The organism is Neptuniibacter marinus, from assembly GCF_001597725.1.
GTDB lineage: Bacteria > Pseudomonadota > Gammaproteobacteria > Pseudomonadales > Balneatricaceae > Neptuniibacter > Neptuniibacter marinus.
Genome location: NZ_LUTR01000009.1, coordinates 67961 through 89522, shown reverse-complemented (window position 1 = coordinate 89522; position 21562 = coordinate 67961). Strand labels below are relative to the sequence as shown.

19 protein-coding genes are annotated in these 21562 nt (G+C 44.6%); 7 read left to right on the top strand and 12 right to left on the bottom strand.

The features are described from left to right. Position 1: 1 nt before the first annotated feature. Together tsf and rpsB are read right to left on the bottom strand one after the other, a co-directional pair. Positions 2-862 (bottom strand): translation elongation factor Ts, encoded by an 861-nt coding sequence (tsf, locus tag A3774_RS08565; protein WP_067866209.1) that lies wholly within the window; start codon positions 860-862, stop codon positions 2-4. Between the two features lie 111 nt (positions 863-973). Next, positions 974-1714 carry a 30S ribosomal protein S2 gene (gene rpsB, locus A3774_RS08560; protein ID WP_067866207.1) on the bottom strand — a complete coding sequence of 247 codons (741 nt, stop codon included), beginning with the start codon at positions 1712-1714 and terminating at the stop codon, positions 974-976. Between the two features lie 244 nt (positions 1715-1958). Between rpsB and map the strand changes: the two genes are divergently transcribed. Genes map through A3774_RS08545 form a run of 3 tightly spaced genes read left to right on the top strand, consistent with a single transcriptional unit; the run spans position 1959 to position 5783 of the window. After that, on the top strand, positions 1959-2729 hold the full coding sequence (map, locus tag A3774_RS08555) for a type I methionyl aminopeptidase (RefSeq protein WP_067866204.1): 771 nt from the start codon (positions 1959-1961) through the stop codon (positions 2727-2729). A gap of 47 nt (positions 2730-2776) precedes the next feature. Continuing rightward, positions 2777-5473, top strand: a complete 2697-nt coding sequence (locus A3774_RS08550; RefSeq protein WP_067866202.1) for a [protein-PII] uridylyltransferase — start codon at positions 2777-2779, stop codon at positions 5471-5473. A 16-nt stretch (positions 5474-5489) separates the two neighbouring features. Continuing rightward, the gene (locus A3774_RS08545) at positions 5490-5783 is read left to right on the top strand and encodes a DUF1244 domain-containing protein (RefSeq protein WP_067866200.1); all 294 of its coding nucleotides are present in this window, start codon (positions 5490-5492) and stop codon (positions 5781-5783) included. 36 nt (positions 5784-5819) lie between these two features. On the opposite strand, the gene A3774_RS08540 is transcribed toward A3774_RS08545, so the two are convergent. Beyond that, entirely contained in the window at positions 5820-6305 is a 486-nt protein-coding gene (locus tag A3774_RS08540) for an LPP20 family lipoprotein (protein ID WP_156473685.1), read from the bottom strand. A gap of 2 nt (positions 6306-6307) precedes the next feature. Then, the gene (locus A3774_RS08535) at positions 6308-7039 is read right to left on the bottom strand and encodes a FlgO family outer membrane protein (protein ID WP_067866197.1); all 732 of its coding nucleotides are present in this window, start codon (positions 7037-7039) and stop codon (positions 6308-6310) included. Between the two features lie 163 nt (positions 7040-7202). On the opposite strand from A3774_RS08535, the gene A3774_RS08530 reads away from it, so the two are divergent. Continuing rightward, positions 7203-8417, top strand: coding sequence for a flagellar assembly protein T N-terminal domain-containing protein (locus tag A3774_RS08530; RefSeq protein WP_067866194.1), 1215 nt, complete (start codon positions 7203-7205; stop codon positions 8415-8417). 58 nt (positions 8418-8475) lie between these two features. Here the strand turns inward: A3774_RS08530 and A3774_RS08525 are convergent, their stop codons facing one another. Further along, a complete protein-coding gene (locus A3774_RS08525) occupies positions 8476-9135 on the bottom strand; it encodes an OmpA family protein (RefSeq protein WP_067866192.1) in 660 nt (219 codons plus the stop codon). Positions 9136-9354: 219 nt separating this feature from the next. Between A3774_RS08525 and A3774_RS08520 the strand changes: the two genes are divergently transcribed. After that, positions 9355-11265, top strand: a complete 1911-nt coding sequence (locus A3774_RS08520; RefSeq protein WP_067866190.1) for a beta-ketoacyl synthase — start codon at positions 9355-9357, stop codon at positions 11263-11265. Between the two features lie 24 nt (positions 11266-11289). After that, complete coding sequence (locus A3774_RS08515) at positions 11290-11700, top strand: hypothetical protein (protein WP_067866188.1); 411 nt, start codon at positions 11290-11292, stop codon at positions 11698-11700. On the opposite strand, the gene A3774_RS08510 is transcribed toward A3774_RS08515, so the two are convergent. From A3774_RS08510 to A3774_RS08480, 6 genes are all read right to left on the bottom strand, one after another. Beyond that, positions 11697-12494: a TatD family hydrolase gene (locus A3774_RS08510; protein ID WP_067866186.1), complete on the bottom strand. Its 798-nt coding sequence runs from the start codon at positions 12492-12494 to the stop codon at positions 11697-11699. The genes A3774_RS08515 and A3774_RS08510 overlap by 4 nt on opposite strands. A 68-nt stretch (positions 12495-12562) precedes the next feature. Further along, on the bottom strand, positions 12563-14149 hold the full coding sequence (locus A3774_RS08505; protein WP_067866184.1) for a peptide chain release factor 3: 1587 nt from the start codon (positions 14147-14149) through the stop codon (positions 12563-12565). A gap of 185 nt (positions 14150-14334) precedes the next feature. After that, positions 14335-15249: a nucleotidyl transferase AbiEii/AbiGii toxin family protein gene (locus A3774_RS08500; protein WP_067866182.1), complete on the bottom strand. Its 915-nt coding sequence runs from the start codon at positions 15247-15249 to the stop codon at positions 14335-14337. Between the two features lie 2 nt (positions 15250-15251). Beyond that, positions 15252-16085, bottom strand: a complete 834-nt coding sequence (locus tag A3774_RS08495; RefSeq protein WP_067866180.1) for a type IV toxin-antitoxin system AbiEi family antitoxin — start codon at positions 16083-16085, stop codon at positions 15252-15254. Positions 16086-17199: 1114 nt separating this feature from the next. Then, entirely contained in the window at positions 17200-18282 is a 1083-nt protein-coding gene (locus A3774_RS08485) for an alkene reductase (protein ID WP_067866176.1), read from the bottom strand. 508 nt (positions 18283-18790) lie between these two features. Then, complete coding sequence (locus A3774_RS08480; RefSeq protein ID WP_067866173.1) at positions 18791-19966, bottom strand: MFS transporter; 1176 nt, start codon at positions 19964-19966, stop codon at positions 18791-18793. Between the two features lie 91 nt (positions 19967-20057). On the opposite strand from A3774_RS08480, the gene A3774_RS08475 reads away from it, so the two are divergent. Further along, the gene (locus A3774_RS08475) at positions 20058-20945 is read left to right on the top strand and encodes a LysR family transcriptional regulator (RefSeq protein ID WP_067866171.1); all 888 of its coding nucleotides are present in this window, start codon (positions 20058-20060) and stop codon (positions 20943-20945) included. Between the two features lie 125 nt (positions 20946-21070). Here the strand turns inward: A3774_RS08475 and arsC are convergent, their stop codons facing one another. Next, on the bottom strand, positions 21071-21499 hold the full coding sequence (arsC, locus tag A3774_RS08470) for an arsenate reductase (glutaredoxin) (RefSeq protein ID WP_067866169.1): 429 nt from the start codon (positions 21497-21499) through the stop codon (positions 21071-21073). Positions 21500-21562: the final 63 nt, after the last annotated feature.

Below are 21562 nucleotides of genomic sequence, written 5' to 3'. Positions count from 1 at the left end.
GTTAGCCGTTCAATTGAGCAGCAACTTCAGCAGCAAAATCCACATCTTCAACTTCAATACCTTCACCCACTTCTACGCGAGTAAAAGATTTAACAGTCGCACCGGCATCTTTAGCAACCTGACCTACTTTAAGTTCAGGATTTTTAACGAATGCTTGCTCTACCAAGCTATTCTCAGCCAAGAATTTATTAATACGACCTAAAACCATTTTCTCAGCAATTTCTGCTGGCTTACTCGCCATATCTGGCTGAGCAAGAATGATCTCTTTCTCTTTAGCTACCACATCTTCAGGCATATCTTCTTTACTTACAACCTGAGGATTAACCGCAGTAACATGCATAGCAATATCTTTAGCCGTTTCAGCGTTACCGCCTTCAAGCTGAACAACTGCAGCAATCTTATTATTACTATGTACATAAGCAGCAACAACACCACCTTCAACTAAGAAGACACGACGTACACCGATGTTCTCACCAATTTTCTGAACCAACGCATCACGTGCATCCGTCAACTCACCAGCCATCAACGCTTCAACATTAGTTTCTTTAGAAGCAAACGCTTTATCAAGCACAACATTTGAAAACGCTAGAAAACCTTCATCACGCGCAGCAAAGTCAGTTTCAGAGTTAACTTCTACCGCAACTGCATAATTATTGTCATCTGCAACTTTAACTAAAACAACACCTTCAGCTGCCGTACGGCCCGCTTTTTTAGCTGCTTTCATGCCAGACGCTTTACGTAGTTCTTCGATCGCTTTATCTACATCGCCATCAGTGCCCTGAAGCGCTTTTTTACATTCCATCATGCCTAGACCAGTACGGTCACGCAGATCTTTAACCATTGCAGCGGAAATCTTCGCCATTATCGATACCCCTAATTAAATAGCCGTGGATTAATCAAAAAATCCAAAAAAGGGGGCCAAGCCCCCTCTTTAAGTCATCAAAGAGAATAATTAACTGTGTTTACAGTCAGATTACTCAGCCGCAGCTGGCGTCTCTTCAACTTCTACGAATTCGTTTTTGTCGCCAGCGCCAGCACCTGAACCTTCAAGGCATGCATCAGCAGCAGACTTAACGTAAATCTGAATAGCGCGCAACGCATCATCGTTACCAGGAATAATAACGTCAATACCATCAGGGTTACTGTTAGTATCAACAACACCGATAACAGGGATACCTAGCTTGTTTGCTTCATTTACAGCGATACGCTCATGATCAACATCGATTACAAAAAGAGCATCAGGCAAACCGCCCATCTCTTTAATACCACCGATAGAACGCTCTAGCTTTTCCATTTCACGCTGACGCATCAAAGCTTCTTTTTTAGTTAGCTTTTCAAACGTACCGTCTTGGCTCTGTGATTCTAGGTCACGAAGACGACGGATAGACTGACGAATAGTCTTGTAGTTAGTCAGCATACCACCTAACCAACGGTGGTTAACGTATGGCATAGATGCACGGCTAGCTTCTTCTTTAATGATTTTGCTTGCTGCACGTTTAGTACCAACAAAAAGAACTTTATTTTTGTTAGATGCCATATTCTGGATGCTATCCAATGCACCATTAAGAGCAGGAAGTGTGTGCTCAAGGTTGATGATATGGATTTTGTTACGAGCGCCAAAAATGAATTTTGACATTTTCGGATTCCAGTAACGAGTCTGGTGACCGAAGTGAACGCCTGCTTTAAGCAGGTCACGCATAGTAGTTTTAGCCATTATTTTTTCCTAAATGTTTTGGGTTAGACCTCCACGAACCCCAATATTCAACCCGAAGGCACCCTGAATATTGTGTCGGCACGTGTGTGATATTTTTGCTTATGCAAATTGAGCGCGGATTTATACCATAACTACCTATAGAGATAAAGCTTATTTCTTTTAACCTCCGTTGATTGATACAATCCCCATCCAGATATTTTTTACATACAGTACTCACAAGAATTAAAAGGATACTTCGGCAGCTATGAGCATCAAGATTAAAACCCCAGAAGAGATCGAAAAAATGCGCATCGCAGGCCGCTTAGCTGCCGATGTTTTAGTCATGATAGAACCTTTTGTTAAAGTCGGCGTCACCACCGAAGAACTCAATCAAATCTGTCACGACTATATTGTCAACGAACAGCAAGCCATTCCCGCACCACTCAATTATCATGGCTTCCCAAAATCAATCTGCACATCTGTAAACCATGTCGTCTGCCACGGCATCCCCAACAACAAACCCCTTAAAAACAACGATATTATCAATATTGATATTACAGTTATTAAGGACGGCTATCATGGCGATACAAGCAAAATGTTTTTTGTTGGCAAAGAGCTTCCACATGCACGTAGACTGGTCGATGTAACATTAGAATGCATGTATAGAGGGATTAGATTGGTCAAACCAGGTGCTCGCTTAGGTGATATTGGTCACACCATACAAACCTATGCTGAGCAAAACCACTATACTGTTGTACGCGAATACTGCGGACACGGCATAGGCGCTGAGTTCCACGAAGAACCTCAGGTATTGCATTATGGTAAACCTGACACCGGCGATATTTTAGAAGAAGGGATGATCTTCACTATTGAACCAATGATCAACGCGGGCAAACGCCAAGTTAAGCTTTCAAAGAAAGATGGTTGGACAGTGGAAACATCTGATCGTCGCCTTTCCGCACAATGGGAGCACACCATATTGGTGACGGCAGATGGTTATGAAGTCTTAACACTCAGACCTGATGATACAATTTAATCTATACCTATAAAATTAGTGCCGCATTCAATAAAAGGTCGTATGTAATGCCAATTACTTTACAACAGCAGCTTGCCGAAACAGAGATTATTAATCTCAGCGATTTCAAAAACAAACTCGCTTCAGCAACATCCCAAATTCCTGTTTATAAAGACGCACTAAAAGAGATTAATCAAAACCTTGACGAGCGCTTCAAAGCTGGCGAAGACATTAGAAAACTTGTCTATGGGCGCGCCTGGGAGATTGATCGCATTCTACAAACAGCCTGGGAGCAGTTCGAATGGCCTGAAAACCAGATCGCACTGATTGCTGTTGGAGGTTATGGTCGCGGAGAACTCCACCCTCATTCCGATATCGATCTACTTATACTGTTAAGCGACAAACTAAACCCAGAAGAACATCACGACTCAATCAGTGGCTTTTTAACGTTTCTCTGGGATATAAACTTAGATATAGGTTCTAGCGTCCGAACACTGAGCGAATGCTACAACGAAGCTCAAAATGACATCACCATCGCAACCAACCTCATTGAGTCTAGAACACTGATCGGCAATGACGGTTTACACTCAGAGATGTACGACAAAGTCACCTCTGAAGGCGCTTGGACCGATAAAGAGTTTTTCCTTGCCAAATCAAAAGAACAGAAAGACCGTCATTCGAAAACAAACAACACAGAATATAACTTAGAACCTAACCTCAAAAACTCTCCAGGCGGCTTACGCGACCTACAAACCATCGGGTGGGTTGCTAAACGGCATTTTGGCTCTACATATATTCGTGACTTAGTAGAAGATGGCTTTCTAACCGAATCAGAACTCGATATTTTAAACAAAGGTGAACTCTATCTATGGTCAGTCAGATACGCCCTCCATATGCTGTGCAAACGGCGTGAAGACCGTCTTTTATTTGATCACCAACGCGAGCTAGCTGACTTCTTTGGCTACCAAGATAAAGATGGGAAACTAGCTGTTGAACAATTTATGAGTAAGTACTACCGCATAGCAATGGCAATGTCGGTTTTTAACGGCTTACTTCTACAACATTTCGATGAAGCGATCCTGCGTGCTAACGAAGAACAGGTTATCAAACCACTAAACAATCGCTTCCAAATACACAACGATTTCATAGAAGTTACCTACGACAAAGTTTTCGAACACCACCCTTTTGCATTAATGGAATTGTTTGTATTACTCGCGCAAAACGAAAACATAGCAGGCGTTAGGGCATCTACAATCCGACTTATACGCGCCAATCGCCATCGAGTAGATGGCGACTTCAGAAACGATATACGCAACACCAGTCTATTTATGGAATTGATGCGCTCTCCTGAACGCGTCTCTACTCAGCTCAAACTCATGACCCGTTATGGGATATTAGGACGATACTTACCTGCATTCGGTAAAATCATAGGTCAGATGCAGCACGACCTATTTCATATTTATACCGTGGATGCACATACCATGAAGGTCATCCAAAACTGTAGACAATTTAGGCACAACGATGCACGAGAGGAGTTCCCTATAGCTCATCGAATAGTCAACCACCTTCCCAAGGTTGAACTTCTCTATATTGCAGCACTTTTCCACGACATAGCAAAAGGCCGAGGTGGTGACCATTCCGACTTAGGAGCAGAAGATGCACTGTCTTTTTGCGAAAAGCACCATTTAGGAAAATGGGACAGCCACCTTGTTGCTTGGTTAGTCAGAAACCACCTGCTAATGTCAATGACAGCACAACGAAAAGACATATCAGATCCAGAAGTCATCCATCGGTTCGCTAAACAAGTCTGTGACGTTGTCCACTTAGATTACCTTTATGTATTAACTATTGCCGATATTAACGCCACAAACCAGACGCTTTGGAATAGCTGGCGCGCAACCTTAATGCGCAAGCTTTACACAGATACTAAACGCGCATTAAGACGCGGCTTAGAAAACCCAATAAACAAAGAAGACCGTATTGAACAGATACAAAACGAAGCACTGGTTATTCTCAAACGCCAAGGAGTGGAGGCAGACGCATTTAAAGAGCTATGGGAATCTATTGGAGATGATTATTTTCTCCGGGAAACATCACAGAGCATTGCCGAGCACACAAAGGCAATTATTGAACATGATAGGCCCCACGAACCTCTCGTTCTAATAAGACAAACATCACACCGTGCATTTGAGGGAGCAACTGAGATCTTTATCTACAGCGAAGATTTCAAGAATCTCTTTGCGGCCACTGTTGCAACAATGGATCAGCTTCACCTAAACATTCAAGACGCTAGAATCATAGTGACTGACGGTGGAGAGGTGCTAAATACCTACACAGTCTTATCGGACGACAACACCCCTCTATCAGAAAACCCTGATCATCTCTCCAGAATCAAAGAACGTCTTATTGAGGAGCTCGATGACCCGGATGATTACCCAGAGATTATCCAACGGCGTGTACCTCGCCAAATGAAACTCTTTGCCACACCTACACAAGTATATTTAAGTAACGACTCAATTTCCCAGCAGACTGTTTTAGAAGTTATCACGCCCGACAGGCCTGGCCTTTTAGCACGTATAGGTGGCATTTTCGCCGAACATAATCTCTCGGTTCGAAAGGCCCGAATTACAAGTGTCGGCGAAAAAGTAGAGGATTTCTTTTTTATCACTGATGAAGAAGGAACCCCGCTTTCGGATCCCAATGTGTGCCAAAAGCTGCAAGAAGATATATGTCATCAATTAGATGAAACTATCCAGCATGAATAATAAGGGTGAGAGAAATATGGATCAGAATAAACAAAACGAGATAGAAGCTGCCGTCTTTCGTCGCCTATTGGCCCACTTAGACGAAAGAAAAGATGTACAAAACATCGACTTGATGATTCTTGCCGGATTTTGCCGTAATTGCCTAAGCAAATGGTATACAGCGGAAGCAAAAGAGCGAGGCGAAGAGATCGATTACGAAGCAGCGAGAGAGTTAGTTTACGGAGAACCTTACGATAGCTGGAAAGAAAAACATCAAGCGAAAGCAACCCCAGAACAGATGGCAGCTTTTGAAGCGACGCAAAACAAATAACTACACACTCTACTGATCAACCGATCTAGTAGAGTCTTAGTTACTCACCCAAGCACGCTGCACTTGATTCATATCCACCTCAAGAGTAGTGGCGTATGTATCTTCCTGCACAGGGAAGGTCTTCACCACTCTCGCCCCCCGCACTATACCCGATACCGCCGTTTTAAATTGATCGCTCTGTAAAACCATATCTTTAACCGTTGTCGTGCCAAACATATATTGCCCGTGAACAACACCCGCCAACTCTTGGTATGCACGCAATTTAGATGCCCGCATAGCCATCAACACTTTATGTTGCTGCGTTTGACCCGGCTGTAAACTGATGGGTGCATAGCCTGTTGCACGCACCCAATTTGGCGCTTGCGGCTCCTCCACTCGCGGCGGAAAATTAATATCAGGTAACGCATCCACCACTTCAACAGTAGATTCCACAACCGTTTCACAGCCTTGAATAACTAGAAACATAGGGAAAAACAGCGCAAAAGCAGTCAGCTTTATAGATTTACTTATTATTTTTTTCATTATTACCTACCAACAGGACCGCCGCGATTTTCAATAATAAGCCCTTGATTTAGAGCCTCCAATGGATCATACCCTGGAATAGCACCTTCTAAACGTTCGTTAGGTATATGGGTTTGACCTGTTGCCAATACTTGCCGCGTCGTTGTATCAATGACTCGTGCATTAATTACTAAGCCATCTGAGTGTTGGGCATAAGTCCCTGTCACTAAGAAGTAAACCTTAAAACGCGTACGCAGACCAGACAGATTTTGTTTCGATAACGGCTGTTTTGTCGAAGTTGTAAGCCCAGCCGCACGATAATCAACAAGATTATAACCGTGCTGCTGTAATTGATAGATAAACCCTTGCTCTAATCGTTCGCCAAAACGACCAACTTTCCTAGCATTATGCAAGTTAGTAAATGGAATAACCGCAACGGGGAAGCGTTTTACTCGGTTTTCCTGCAAGCCAACATTCATCTGCACCGCCATTTGAGATACCGCCTCGCTAATGGGGTCCAACCCATTCGGCAAAGTGTCAATCTGTACAACTTGGCGCTGTAACATCGACCGCTCTTTTTCCAACAGCGCCTCTTTCTCTGCAATATGCGCTTTCTCAAGCTGATGCAACTGCTCAACAACCTCAGGACTCATACTTTCAATATGCACCTTTTCAGGCTGCTTATCTTGGGTATTAACCTGCTGAAAGCATCCGCTTAAAAAGCAAACCATTAACAGCAGTAAAATCTTTTTCATCCTGATATTCCAAACTCAAAAGGTTAAGCCCGACAATCTAACATAATCCACCAAGCATAGGGAGTCGACTTAAACCGTTTACAACAGGCACACAATAAAATACTGTTCTGAAAACGATTAATTATTTACTCGACCTCTTTTAGTAATCGGTCATTAGGCAGATATGTTTAATAAAACGCTGAATTTTCTTATTGTTAGCTTATTTCTATCTTTAACTTCTATAGCTCAAGCGGTTGTCATTGAAGCTGAGGGGCAAGCTATTATTGCCAACAAAAACATTACCGCTGCTAGAGAGGCTGCCATCAGGGACGCTTCTCAGCAAGCATCAATGCAGGCAGCTGTTTATGTGTCTAGCAGCCAAGTCGTAAGAGATGGCATTCTTGAGATCGACAATATGCAGATTAGCTCTTTGGGCCAAGTTTCAAATATCGAAATACTGGACGAGAAAATCATTGGTTCAACACTACACATTCGAATCAAAGCGAATGTAGATATTGATGAAGGTTGTAGCAACGGAAGTAGCAACAATTATAAAAAAACCATAGCCTTTGCCGCGTTTCCGCTTCAACAATTAAGCCAAGCTAATCTGGGCGGACTCCATAACGTTAGTAGTGAACTACCTGCACAATTAAGCCAACGCTTTAACAGCACAGCACAAACGATCACTTACAATGCTGGGTTAATTAACCTCTACCCTAACCCTAGCCAAGCTAGCTCATCACAGTTAGATAGCGGCAAGCTAACGAGTATGCTAAGCACGATTGGTCAGCTCGATGTTAACTATGTAATTTCAGGTGTTATCCGTGATATCTCTATGGTTGATCCTCGCACTCACGCCGAAAACAACTACTTTATGGATCTCTACAACAGGCTCGATTTCAAAAGTAAAAGACACCTCCGAAACTTTGAAATTGACCTATTTATACACGATGGTTTCTCGGGCCAACTTGTTTCACAAAAACACTACCAAACCGCAGGTTTATGGAGTCTTGATCACACAATAACAACGGGATTCGCTACACCAGGGTTTATTAAGCAGGACTACGGACAGAAAGTAAGAGCACTCGAAGATAAGATTGCGGCGGAAATATCCGCAGAGCTACGCTGCGAACCTTTTAGTACTCGTATAACTCAAGTTGAAGATCGCACTATCTGGATCAATGCAGGTAAGCAGCATGGTTTAAAGCGTGGGGACAAGCTCACTATCTATCGCAGCTCCACCATTTTCACCCCACAAATGAACAGCAACACCCAATTAACCAACACACAACAAACCTTAATTATTGATGATGTACAGATGGGATTTGCATCTGGCCATATCAACGCATCCGCTGAAACATACAATATTCGGGCAGGGGATTTAGCTATTGCACGCTAATTCCATATAGCTAAAAGACGACTCCCCCGCCAGCAAAACGGGGGAATATATATACAAACTAGTTTGTACGTGTGCCGCTAATATTAATCTCTACACGGCGATTTTGAGAACGACCTATTTCAGTAGTGTTATCTGCTACGGGGTAACGCTCCCCAAAGCCACGTGCATTAACTCTAAGACGAGAAATACCCGAGCTCGCTAAGTAGTCAGCCACACGCGCCGCACGTCGTTCTGACAACTGCTGGTTATACTCAAACGATCCTGTGCTATCAGTAAAGCCATCCACATTCATCTCGGTTTTATCAAATTTCACCAAGACTTTTACTACTGAATCCAATACAGGATAAAAGTTGTTCGCTATCTGGTCTGAATTAAGCGCAAATGTGATATTACCCGGCATAATCAAACGAATTGAATCACCAATACGCTCAACTTGAACGCCTGTACCTTGTAGCTCTTGACGCAGAAGCGCTTCCTGTTGATCCATGTAGTAACCAATACCACCACCAACAGCACCACCCACCAAAGCCCCTGTTAAAGCGCCTTTACCACGATCAGATTTACTAGAAACAGCTGCACCTAGCACAGCACCTGCAACGGCACCTATACCTGCACCTTTAGTTGTGCTTCCTACTTTCTGCTCTCCTGTGTATGGATCAATTGTTTGACACCCAGTCAACAGAACGCCGGCAACACAAACTGCGAACAGTTTTTTCATAATTAACTCCAAAAAAAAATGACTATTGCACCATAATAACTCTACTATGGCTGAATAAACACTGACTAAAAAACAGATAAATACTACTTGCCGCTAGTCAGTCATGCCAAACACCGATAAAATAATCGTATTGTTCCAACAATGCAGTTTCATATAAACTCCACTCACTGTATTGAACATAAGTTAATTTTACGTAGTACTCGTTTTTAGGAGATTCAATTGTCCCAGCTTCCTGTCATTGTTGGTTTTGGTGGTATAAACCCTGCTGGGCGCGCTTCTTTTCACCATGCATATCGCCGATTGATTATAGAGAAACTCGACGAGCAGTCGCGCCAAGAGACACTCACTGACCTAGCTATATTGACAGGTCTTGTTACCTCATCTGATGGAAAATATAAAAATCAGGATGGAATTGAGTACAATGCAACCGAATTAATCAAAGATCTTCAAAAACAATTACTTGATAGTACTTTAATTCGTCGAATTGAAAAAAGCAGCTTTGATGTAAACCACGTTATGTTTAACAAAGCTGCCACTCTAAATTGCGGAGATGGATCACTCAGATTCCACCTCCGCAAAAGGCAGATGCCATTAGAGATACCTGCTAATTGGTCGGTCACTGAAACGGCACCCGGACAGTTCGATATTCACGTTTCATCAAAAATGGATGTTATCTTACCCGATAACAAAGTCGCGCCCGTCCAGTCTGCAGGTCAGCTACCTTCAGGCTTCGAACCTGGCAAGCTTTACCAGTCCCGCAACCATCCTCGCAACCTTCAGATGACTGTTTTTGCAGCATCCGATGCACTCTCTTCGACAGGCATCCCTTTCGAAACAATCGCCAACAGCGTAGCACCGGATCAGATTGCGGTTTATGCCAGCAACTCTATAGGGCAGCTTGATGATTTTGGCTTTGGCGGACTTACAAAATTTCCTGCTATAGGGAAACGCACAACATCCAAACAGATGCCATTAGGCTACGCCCAAATGCCTGCAGATTTTGTGAATGCCTACATTCTAGGTAATGTAGGCACCACTGGAGGCGCGCTAGGTGCTTGCGCAACGTTTCTCTACAACCTTCGCAGCGGCGTAAATGATATTCGCTCAGGACGCCGTAAAGTCGTCCTCGTAGGCGGAAGCGATGCGCCTGTAACCCCAGAAGTCATTGAAGGCTTCAAAGCCATGGGAGCATTAGCGGAAGACAAAGACCTATTAGCACTCGACAATCTATCAGAACTCACGGCTGATGATTACCGTAAAGCCTGCCGACCATTCGGCAATAACTGCGGTTTCACTATAGGCGAAAGCAGCCAATTTGTTCTTTTAATGAGCGACGATTTAGCCATAGAGTTAGGCGCCGAAATATATGGCGCAGTTCCAGAAGTATTTGTAAGCGCAGATGGACATAAAAAATCGATCTCCGCACCAGGTATTGGCAATTACATCACTTTAGCCAAATCCACAGCCCTTGTTCGAAAAATGCTTGGCGAAGAGTCCTTACAGCAAAGGAGCTTTGTCCAAGCTCACGGTACCAGTACACCTCAAAATCGTGTGACTGAATCTCATGTAATTAACGAAACAGCAAAAGCCTTTGGCATACAAAACTGGCCGGTTGCTGCTATTAAATCCTATATTGGACACTCTCAAGGCACCGCAGGAGGAGATCAGCTTAGCTTATCTTTAGGCACTTGGAAGTATGGCTATATCCCCGGAATTTTAACGACAGATGAATTCGCCAGCGATGTACATCAAAGCAATCTATTCTTGAGCAACCAGCATATTGAAGTTGGCAAGCAAGGAATGGATACCGTGTTCTTGAACTCGAAAGGTTTTGGTGGCAATAACGCATCCGCACCCGTGATTGCCCCTCATGTTGTGAGCAACCTACTTAACAAGCGCTATAGTAAATCTCAATTATTGGCTTACCAAACAAAACTCGAAAAAACGCGTATGGCAGCCACTGCATACGACCAAGCCTCCCTTCATGGAGACGCTAAGCCAATCTATTTATATGACCATAATGTCCTTCAGGGCGAAGACCTTAGTATTAGTGATAAACAGATCACTATGCCGGGCTACAGCAATCCAATTAACTTGGATATTGATAACCCTTTTGACGATATCTGCTAACTAATAATTTATAAGGAACTGGCGATGCGTGTTTTCATCACTCTAATAGCAATTATCGGTCTTAATGGCTGTATTAATATGGATGCTATAACACCGGATTTCCAAGCTGAAACAGATACTAGCTATTACTTGATCGATACTAAATACCGCTTCTTTTGTGAAGGGGACAGTAAACGCTGCAAAGATATGACTAAGGTTGTTTCCTCTCGTGGCGAACTCTATCCCATCGAAAAGGCTTACAACCAAGAAGTCAAAGGCCCTAATTATCCGGTATCCTTAATGTTGATGATCATGAATCCCAACGATGGAAGCTATAAAGCAACGCCCGTGGGTAATGAGGGTCGTTTTTTTAAAGTACCTAAAAACGACACGACTGACCTAGTCTGGAACACACTCTCCAGCATCCTAAACGATCTATTTGACTCTGGCAGTTAATCGACAGTGCTTGGCTGATCTATATTAAAAAGCTGCAACGCCTGCTGAGAGGTGGTTGCAGCTACTTCCTCCACCGTACAACCTTTCAGATCCGCAACAACCTTGGCAACATCCAATACCCGACAAGGCTCATTAGGCTTACCTTGATGGCCACTCAACGGCATATCCGGCGCATCAGTCTCTAAAACAAAATGTTCTAGCGCTGTAGCTTGCACTGTACGTCTTAATTTCTGTGCACGCTCATAAGTCACAGTCCCACCAAGCCCTAACTTAAACCCAAGTTCAATATACTGATGAGCCTGCTGCTCACTCCCGGAAAACGCATGCACAATCCCACCTCGAGTAAGCTTAAATAGCCTAAGCTGCTTAAGCATCTGATCGTGGGCCTTTCTAACATGTAATAAAACAGGAAGCTGATAGTTTTCAGCTAGTGCCAACTGGGGCTTTAAAAAACTTAGTTGCTCATCCAAATCCGCCTGCGGAATAAATAGATCCAAGCCTATTTCGCCAACCGCACATACCGACTTAGACGATAACAGTTGCTCTAACTGCTCAAGATCTTGAGATTGATGTTCATGAAGGAAACAAGGATGTAATCCTAGCGCCATATGAAGACTTGGCCAATTGTCACAATGGGCTGAAAACAAAGTTTCAATACCCGCCCAACCCACCGCATTAACACCGGGGACGACAATATGCCCAACGCCCGCATTAGAAGCGCGTGTAAGTGCCTCATCTCGATAGTCATCGAATTGAGAGAAATCTATATGGCAGTGGGTATCGAAAAGTTGCATAACAGCAGATTAAAGGCGAGAAGGCTTGGACGCAAGAGTACGCCAAGCCTTTGTAAACAATGAACCGATCAGTGCTCGCGTGTTGCCCTAAAAGCAACATCCGGCCAGCGCTCTTCCGCTAAACTCAGATTAACCCTTGTTGGTGCAAGGTAGGTCAGCAAACCGCTACCATCGAGCGCCAAATTATCATGATTTTTCTTCTCAAATTCAGCCAGCACTTTTTCGTCATCACACTCAGCCCAACGCGCCGTCTGAACGCTTATAGGTTCGTATTTACAATCCACTTTGTACTCATCTTTCAAACGAAAGACCACCACATCAAACTGTAATTGACCGACTGCACCAAGAATAAGATCGTTATTTTTAAACGGCTGGAACAACTGTACAGCACCCTCTTCTGAAAGCTGCTTCAAACCTTTTTGAAGTTGCTTCATTTTCAGCGGATCAAGGGGGCGTACACGGCGAAACATCTCTGGGGCAAAGTGAGGAATCCCGGTAAATTTCAGGTCCTCACCGGCAGTAAACGTGTCGCCGATCTGTATCGTCCCATGGTTATGCAAACCAATAATATCGCCCGACCACGCCTCTTCAACATTTTCACGATCGCCTGCAATAAATGTCACCGCATCCGCGATCTTCACATCTTTATTAATGCGGCTGTGGCGCATCTTCATACCCTGAGTATATTTGCCGGAGCAGATACGCATAAAGGCAATACGGTCACGGTGTTTAGGATCCATATTCGCCTGAATTTTAAAGATAAAGCCACTGAATTTTTCTTCAGCCGGCTCTACTGGGCGAGTAATCGCATTGCGAGCAATAGGTGCAGGTGCCCATTTCACAAAATCATTCAGCATCTCGCGTACACCAAAGTTCGCTAATGCTGTACCAAAAAAAACAGGCGTCAGCTTACCCGCCAAAAATGCCTCTTGATCATACTCATGGGTTGCACCACGTACGAGCTCAATCTCATCCACAAAATCATCGTAAATATCGCCCAATAGCGCCTTCGCTTCATCACTTTCTAAACCAGAGATACGCACATCTTCAGGAATGGTATGTCCCTGCCCAGGCTGAAAGACATGAATGGTATCCGTATAAAGGTTATATATCCCTTTAAAACGAGACCCCATCTCGATTGGCCACGTGATCGGTGCTGATTCAATTTTAAGCACCTCCTCAATCTCATCTAATAACTCGATTGGATCACGAATTTCACGGTCGACCTTGTTCACAAACGAAAAGATTGGTGTATCACGTAAGCGGCAAACATCCATCAACTTAATGGTTCGCGCCTCAACACCTTTAGCGCCATCTACCACCATTAAGGCTGAATCTACAGCGGTTAATGTGCGATAAGTATCCTCAGAAAAGTCCTCATGCCCCGGCGTATCCAATAGATTAACCATGCGATCATTATAAGGAAACTGCATGACAGAGGAGGTAATAGAGATACCACGCTCCTGCTCCATCGACATCCAATCCGATGTCGCGTGACGATCACCTTTTTTACCTTTAACACTACCCGCTTGCTGAATAAGCTGTCCAAACAACAACAATTTTTCAGTAATTGTCGTTTTACCGGCATCAGGGTGGGAGATAATAGCGAAAGTTCTTCGCTTATTGATTTCATTAAGAAAATCGGCGTTTGCCATGTATCTAAATTCCCGTTTTGTACAACTATTTGTACAAAAAAATAAAGTTAACTCTAAGCCCCGATGTTTCACTCAATAACATAAAGAGTTCAAGCAGATTGCCACGGCCTACAGCCAGCAAAACCTCCCATCAAAGCATTGAAAAATTTGAGCGCTATTCTAGCAAAATAACTAAGTACTATAAATCAAACACTCAGTACTTCTTTTAGCTTGTCTAACGCCAGCTTATGTTTGTCATCTGGCATTTTGGCCAGATTAATCTGTTTCCATCTAATGGCCGGAAGTTCACTTACATCATCAAGACCAAGCAACGCCCAATCCGGCTCACGGTTTTTAAACGACAGTAAAAAGCCTTTTTCACTATCGGTTAGCCCTTGGTGAATAAGCTCTACCAAACGCTCTCTCACGGCCACCAGCTCTTCAAGCGGTACATCCGTCTCGGCCATATTTGCAAATTCACCTGCATAAATAGCCGATATATCTTTAAATTGCGGCCTTAACAATTCGGCCATTGGCCGATTGTGACTTGAGAGATAGATTATTAGTGCCTTTCGTATCTCATCCGTCAGGCCTTCATTTTCCAAGAGCCACTTCACATCGAATAAGTCTCTTGGGTGCTGCCTATCTAATGCCGCGCATATTTTGCCAGCATAGAGATCGGCCAAGGCCACCACAGGCACTTCAGCATAACCAAATTCATCTTCTACGGCGGCGCATACTTCCATCAACTGCGGCTCGTAAACCGTGCCACGTAATACGGGCGATAACTCTACTTTAATCTGCACGCCATTACCGCCAACGATTAGTCTGAGCGCATCGCGTTTTGACTTGTATGCTTCGGTTAGCTCTACATCTTTAAACGCGGCTTTTAAATCTGCGCTAATCACATCTAATGCTGCGCATATTTCCTGTAATGCGTCATCACGGCCTTTCATCGGCAGATAAACTAAATCAATATCAACCGACAAGCGCGGAAACTCTCTGACAAAGAGATTGATCGCCGTACCACCTTTAAGCGCAAAGCATTCTTTCTTTGCGACAAAGGGCAAAACCTGCATCAATAACTGCACTTGCTTGTAATAAATACTGTTTCTATCCATCACTAACTTTCGCTTTCCATTGCCATATGTGACGGCACAGTGATCAAATAATCTGTATCCAATTTACCGCCTTTAGCCACAACACGCTTGCCAGAGCCTAAATCGTAATCCTCGACATTCAGCTTGTTAAACCAAGGGTAAGCTTGACGTTTAGCCAGCCAAAAAAACAACCGCTTCACCTTTACGCTTTTACAGGCTTTTAAAAGTGTATCGAGCTTTCTGGGTGATAAATTCACTAAGCCTTGCATTAGCTCATCAGCATGTTCAAAGCTAACCGCGTCAGGCAAATCTACCAGTAATTCCAATAACGCTTTTTCAGGACATGAAAAATATACAGGGGGCAGTTCAGCCTCCCACTCATACTGCCTGATAAAGCTTTTGTCTTTTATCAGCCATTCAGGCCACAAGGTATTGGTACTATGCCCAACACATTCAACGGGCAGCGACAAACGCCCCAGCCATGATGGCAACTTGCCTTTTGCATATAAATGTATATGTGGCGTACTGCCTAACGACAGATACTGCGACAATCCTGATAATGACAATGCTGACAACCCGCCAACGATGACCGAAGGCAGATTATCCGAGTTGTTCACATCCATACGCTGCATTGAAGCTACTACGCCTTCCCAAGTGACTGCCCGGGAATACTGGCTGTAAACACCTGTAGCTAGTAGCAACAACGTATCGGTTTTCACAGCGTTATCTAACGCATGAGCACTCAAGCCTTGCTCTGCAAGCCACTTCTTTGTAGCTAACATGCCATAAGGTAAAAGAGTTTTAAGAGACTGCTTATATGACTCTTTCACCGTTTCGCGCTGGGAATGACTAACCATTTCTAAACACCAAACCCTTTCTGCAGTTTATCACTTTATGATTTTACGGCGAATTTCGCCGTAAAACTTAGCTTTGATAAACTAACACAACAAACAAAAGTTTACCATTTTTTAAATTTACGGCGCATATCGCCGTATAATTTATATTTGTTAAACCATCCAGCTAAAACTGAGAAGGCTTACTTAGTTCAATATGCGAGTAACATCCGCGATGCTTTGGTGCGTTTGCTTTGTAAGGGCCAATCCAGCTATTAACTCAAGTGATAAAATATCAAGCCCCATCCGCAAAGGTACTTATTGGCTCAGACCTATGAATAACAAGGGCTACAAGGCGGTTTGTGTCATGAATAGCAAGCAACACGCCCAACGATAAAAATTTGTACACTCGCAACGATGACACATCAAAATCCATAATGACGAACCCTTTAAATTCATAGCCTTGCAAACAACAAGCTAGAGATGATCGCATTTATTCCGCTTTTGTAATGTCAAAACCAAAGCACCAAAAACAGGAGGTATTTTCTTCGTCAAACCCAGTAACGACAAGACCTACAGCCAGATTTGTGTCATGGAATTTTCGCCAAAGGCCTCTAAAACGGAATTTGTACTCAAGTTTGTACACACTTTCCGAGGTTACGCTTGAACATCATTGAAAAGCAAAGAAACGAGAAAAAGACAAAAAACCTTTAAATTCAGTACGTAGAGATGTGATTGTGGTGTGCAATGAAAGGTGGTTTTAAGCGTTGAAAGGCTGGGCGGCATCAGGGTGGGAGATGATAGCGAAAGTTCTTCGCCGAAAAAATCCGTCGCGTTAATCGTAGTTGGCGGCTATTTTCGCTGATCTGAGCTGTATACACAATCAATGCTTATCCAATCAGGTAGCATTTACTCTCAGCCTGTACCAATACTCAGTTATATCTATTGGTAATCGCGGTTTATTTAGCCCATAAACAACTGCGGGCAAACCCAAAATTTCTTTCTACTAAAAAATAATGATCACCTGTCGACCTATACACATGATGGGTGTAGTTACCGTTAGCCGGAATACCAAGTATTGGAGGGGGGAAAAGTTGTTTCTTACGCATCTTCAAGACGAGCCCCCCCCGGACCTGCCTTAGGCGTTTACCAATTCACTGATAGTCGGGTAGTCAAGATAGCCTTCGGGACCCTGGGTATAAAAAGTAGCTGGGTCTGCCTGATTCAGTTCTACATCATTCCGCAAGCGCTCCGGCAGATCAGGATTGGCGATAAAGGGCACACCAAACGCGATACTATCGGCTTGACCTGAAGCGATAACAGTATCGGCTTCGACACCGGTATAGCCCATATTCAGCATCAAATGGCCGCGGTAGTGTTCACGTACAGGCGTCACCACATCAGCCTGCTGCTCACCAAGGAAATCAGCACGCATAAGGTGCAGATACGCCAGATCAAAGTCGTTCAAGCGTTTGGCCAACCAAGTAACCAGCGCAATCGGATCACTGTCTTTCATACTGTTGAAGCTATTCAACGGCGACAGACGCACACCAACGTAGTCGCTACCCCAAACTTGAGTTACAACGTCTAGAACGTCTAGCAACAAGCGAGCACGGTTTTCGATCGGGCCACCATAAGGGCCTTTACGGTGGTTGGCGCCATCACGCAGGAACTCATCCAGTAAATAACCATTCGCGCCGTGTACTTCAACACCGTCGAAGCCAGCTCTCTTGGCATTTTCCGCTGCGACTTTAAACCCTTCGATAATGGCCGGAATCTCTTCATCAGCCAGTTCACGGGGAACAGTATAAGCCTTTTTCCCTTCTGGCGTGTGAACTTCATCATTGGTGATAGCCATAGCACTCGGTGCGACCGGTACACGACCTCCATTCAGCAAGGGATGGCAAGCGCGACCGCCATGCCAGATCTGCAAGAAAATCTTGCCACCCTTGGCATGTACGGCGTCAGTGACTCTCTTCCAGCCAGAAACCTGAGCCTCGGAGTAGATACCAGGTTCACGCCAAAATGCCGAGTTACCTTCCATTGCCATGGTAGCTTCGGCAATGATCAAGCCCGCTGAAGCACGCTGGGCATAGTGTTCGACCATAAGATCAGTGGGAACATGATCTGCATCAGCGCGAGTCCGCGTCAAAGGCGCCATAAGGACACGATTAGCCAGTGTTAGGGCACCGAGCTGAACCGGTGTAAAAAGATCTGCCATGTTAATCCTCGCTATTAGATTTTTGCATTAAGCCTTGAGGTTAAAAGCTGATAAATAAAGCACATGGGCATTGTATCAAACTCCAGTTGCCCCGTGCGCCTGATCCACCTTAGAACCATTATAAAATAAAACAGGAAAAGCGTTCCTATGCCATCTCAATAGTGTATTTTAGGGCCTTTTTATTGCTCTTAAACTCCCGTAAACCCTCTGCAACTGATCGAATCTAACTACATGAATATCAGGTCCTTTAAGTTCACCCCGATAAATCTGATTGAGTAGTTTTTCATCCATCTGAGCAGAACATTTCCACTGTACAACTGAACCTGTGCCATGCAAAGCATTAAGTACTACGCCATGTTGGTATAATCGCGACTAGAAAACGCTACGCCGCCTTTTCTAGACGCCCCACACTGCAGACTAGATATCCGCTGGACTCCGAAGCCAACTGCTCAACATAGACAGCATCGAAGGTTACATAGAAGGGCTTCGCCCTTGTATTCTCGTGTTTTCAGATGAATTGCAGTTGGTCACGTTTATCGAGAAAACCGGACAGTCGAGTAAGCACGAGTGCCAATGCAACGATCAGTGCTCCAATCCAAGCGGTATCCATCAGTGTCATTCTTTCTATTACAACCCCTCCGAGGATCGAACCCAATGCAATACCGACATTGAACGCTGCGATATTCAGCCCCGAGGCCACATCAACTGCCTGCGGTGTGTACTTCTCTGCCAACTGAACTACATACACTTGCAAGCCAGGTACATTACCGAAGGCAAAGGCTCCCCAAATTAAAATGGTGATAACAGCAGCAATCTGATTTCCGGCAGTAAAGGTAAACGCTAACAGTACAAGTGCTAGTGCAGTAAAGATTATATGTAATGCCTTGATCGGCCCCATACGATCCGCCATACGACCACCCCAAATATTACCAACGGCAACCGATACACCGTAGACCAGCATGATTAGGCCTATAGCACCCGATTCAAAGCCGGACACCTGTTCCAAAATCGGAGCAAGGAAAGTGAAAGCGGTAAAAGTGCCACCGTAACCAACGGCAGTCATGGCATAGACCAGCAGCAGGCGTGGTTGAGTCAATACGCTTAGCTGCTGGGCAATACGTGCAGGCGGGGCCTGTTTGAGATTCTTTGGCACAAGCAATGCACTACCGATCAGCGCAATTAACCCTAGAGCAGCCACAACCATAAAGGTCGCACGCCAGCCAAAGTTCTGACCAATCCAGGTCCCCAAAGGCACACCCGTGACCAATGCAACAGTCAAGCCAGTAAACATGATAGCGATAGCACTGGCCTCTTTTTCACGTGGCACCAAACTAGTTGCGATGGTTGATCCAATTGAGAAAAACACCCCATGGGCCAAGCCGGTCAAGATACGCGCAGTGATCAGTGAGCTGTAGGTAGGGGCCATCCAAGCCAGCAGGTTACCAACTACGAACAATAACATTACCATCAGCAGCACATTTTTACGCTGCCAGCGCCCAGTCAGGGCTGTAAGGACAGGCGCCCCAATAGCAACACCCAATGCATAAAGACTGACTAACAGTCCCGCAGAAGGTAGGGAAACGCCCAGGTCTTGGGCGATAGTAGGTACCAAACCAACAATCACGAACTCGGTGGTACCGATTGCAAATGCGCTGAGAGTCAGCGCAAAAAGAGCAATAGGCATTTCAATCTCCTTGTATGTTTTAGTTGCTACGGAGTATGCCTACTGCTATCTTTTACAAAAACAGCATCAGTGACAAAATACCTTTACATATATGGCAATAATATCCCGTACTGAAGATCTTGAGATTCTGCTAACCGTGATTGATAGCGGCAGCTTCTCAGCCGCCGCCCGCATCCTAGATATTCAAGTTGCCAAGGTGTCACGCGCTGTCAGCCGACTAGAAAAGGATTTAGACTGCACATTGCTGAATCGCACTACGCGCAAGCTAGAGCTCACCGAAGAAGGCCGTATTTTTACCGAGCAAGTCAGAAACGGACTGCATCAGTTGGCAGAAGCGGAAGAAAAGATCAGAACCTTAAAAGGTATACCGGCAGGTCGGCTCAGAGTGGACGCCGCTACTCCTTTTATCCTGCACCAGCTAGTCCCACTGGTAGCAGGCTTTTGTGAGTGCTATCCAAAGATCGAGTTAGAACTTGTAGCCAATGAAAATATCATTGATCTGATTGAGCGCAAGACGGATCTGGCCATTCGCATTGGTACCCTACAGGATTCAAACTTGCATGCCCGCTTTCTCGGACGCAGCCCTTTGCATATCGTCGCCTCTCCTTCATATCTTGCTCAACAAGGCACACCGGAAACCCCCGAAGCGCTAGAACAGCACAAAATCATTGGCTTTGCCGATGCACCCCACCTGAATCGCTGGCCCCTTACCCCTCATGTTGCACTGTCCCCAACCCTAAGCAGTAGCAGCGGTGAGACCATTCGCCAACTTTGCTTGGCTGGACAAGGCTTGGCACTGCTATCCGAGTTTATGATTTGTGAAGACTTGGCCAACGGACGGCTGGTTAAAGTGCTAGATAATCATATCACCAGCCCAAGTAACCGCGAGTTGGTACATGCGGTCTACTACCGTAACACCACCCTTTCCAGTCGAATTACTGCGTTTCTAGACTATATCCATCCTCGAATACAGCTGTAAGGCAGTGAAATCAAGCCGACTTGCCTCGCAGAAATAGAAACACTGAGTCTCTGAACGTAGGAAATCCCCCCACCAGCTTGATTGCAGAAGGTTAAGCGTAGAACGGCGGCCCCAGAAAAAAGGCTTTACTTGCTCGAAATAAACCGGTGCCCTAAGGTATCTAAAATTTGCTGCCCATCCTCTTTGTAGTAGGGGCCGGTGGGCCAGTTATCTAAGAGATCAAGCACTGCTTCGCTGGGGCGGCATAGCTTAACCCCTTTTGGGCTACAGACTATAGGTCTATTAACTAAAATGGGGTGCTCTAGCATTGCACTAAAAATTGCCTCGTTCGAGACAGTTTCATCTAGCAAGCCTAAAGCTTCCGCTGGGGACTTGGTTGTTCTAAGGGCCTGTCGTGGGGTTAAATCAGCGGCGGCAAGTAAGCCTTGCAACTGGGCTTTAGTCCAGCCTTCTTGTAGATATTCAATAACAACCGGTGAGTAGCCCGCATCTTGAATAATTTTAAGCACATTGCGCGATGTGCCGCAGTCTGGATTGTGGTGAATAACAACCATCGTTTATCTCTAGGCATCATTTACTAAAATCCATTTACACGACTACATTCGTAAACGGTAGAA

Bases quoted from the DNA above. Each gene is read 5' to 3' on its own strand.
- A3774_RS08515 (WP_067866188.1), top strand. From the start codon at position 11,290: ATGCGTGTTTTCATCACTCTAATAGCAATTATCGGTCTTAATGGCTGT.
- rpsB (WP_067866207.1), bottom strand. From the start codon at position 1,714: ATGGCTAAAACTACTATGCGTGACCTGCTTAAAGCAGGCGTTCACTTC.
- A3774_RS08480 (WP_067866173.1), bottom strand. From the start codon at position 19,966: ATGCCTATTGCTCTTTTTGCGCTGACTCTCAGCGCATTTGCAATCGGT.
- A3774_RS08495 (WP_067866180.1), bottom strand. From the start codon at position 16,085: ATGGTTAGTCATTCCCAGCGCGAAACGGTGAAAGAGTCATATAAGCAG.
- A3774_RS08485 (WP_067866176.1), bottom strand. From the start codon at position 18,282: ATGGCAGATCTTTTTACACCGGTTCAGCTCGGTGCCCTAACACTGGCT.
- A3774_RS08475 (WP_067866171.1), top strand. From the start codon at position 20,058: ATGGCAATAATATCCCGTACTGAAGATCTTGAGATTCTGCTAACCGTG.
- arsC (WP_067866169.1), bottom strand. From the start codon at position 21,499: ATGGTTGTTATTCACCACAATCCAGACTGCGGCACATCGCGCAATGTG.
- map (WP_067866204.1), top strand. From the start codon at position 1,959: ATGAGCATCAAGATTAAAACCCCAGAAGAGATCGAAAAAATGCGCATC.
- A3774_RS08500 (WP_067866182.1), bottom strand. From the start codon at position 15,249: ATGGATAGAAACAGTATTTATTACAAGCAAGTGCAGTTATTGATGCAG.
- A3774_RS08505 (WP_067866184.1), bottom strand. From the start codon at position 14,149: ATGGCAAACGCCGATTTTCTTAATGAAATCAATAAGCGAAGAACTTTC.
- A3774_RS08550 (WP_067866202.1), top strand. From the start codon at position 2,777: ATGCCAATTACTTTACAACAGCAGCTTGCCGAAACAGAGATTATTAAT.
- A3774_RS08530 (WP_067866194.1), top strand. From the start codon at position 7,203: ATGTTTAATAAAACGCTGAATTTTCTTATTGTTAGCTTATTTCTATCT.
- tsf (WP_067866209.1), bottom strand. From the start codon at position 862: ATGGCGAAGATTTCCGCTGCAATGGTTAAAGATCTGCGTGACCGTACT.
- A3774_RS08525 (WP_067866192.1), bottom strand. From the start codon at position 9,135: ATGAAAAAACTGTTCGCAGTTTGTGTTGCCGGCGTTCTGTTGACTGGG.
- A3774_RS08535 (WP_067866197.1), bottom strand. From the start codon at position 7,039: ATGAAAAAGATTTTACTGCTGTTAATGGTTTGCTTTTTAAGCGGATGC.
- A3774_RS08545 (WP_067866200.1), top strand. From the start codon at position 5,490: ATGGATCAGAATAAACAAAACGAGATAGAAGCTGCCGTCTTTCGTCGC.
- A3774_RS08510 (WP_067866186.1), bottom strand. From the start codon at position 12,494: ATGCAACTTTTCGATACCCACTGCCATATAGATTTCTCTCAATTCGAT.
- A3774_RS08540 (WP_156473685.1), bottom strand. From the start codon at position 6,305: ATGAAAAAAATAATAAGTAAATCTATAAAGCTGACTGCTTTTGCGCTG.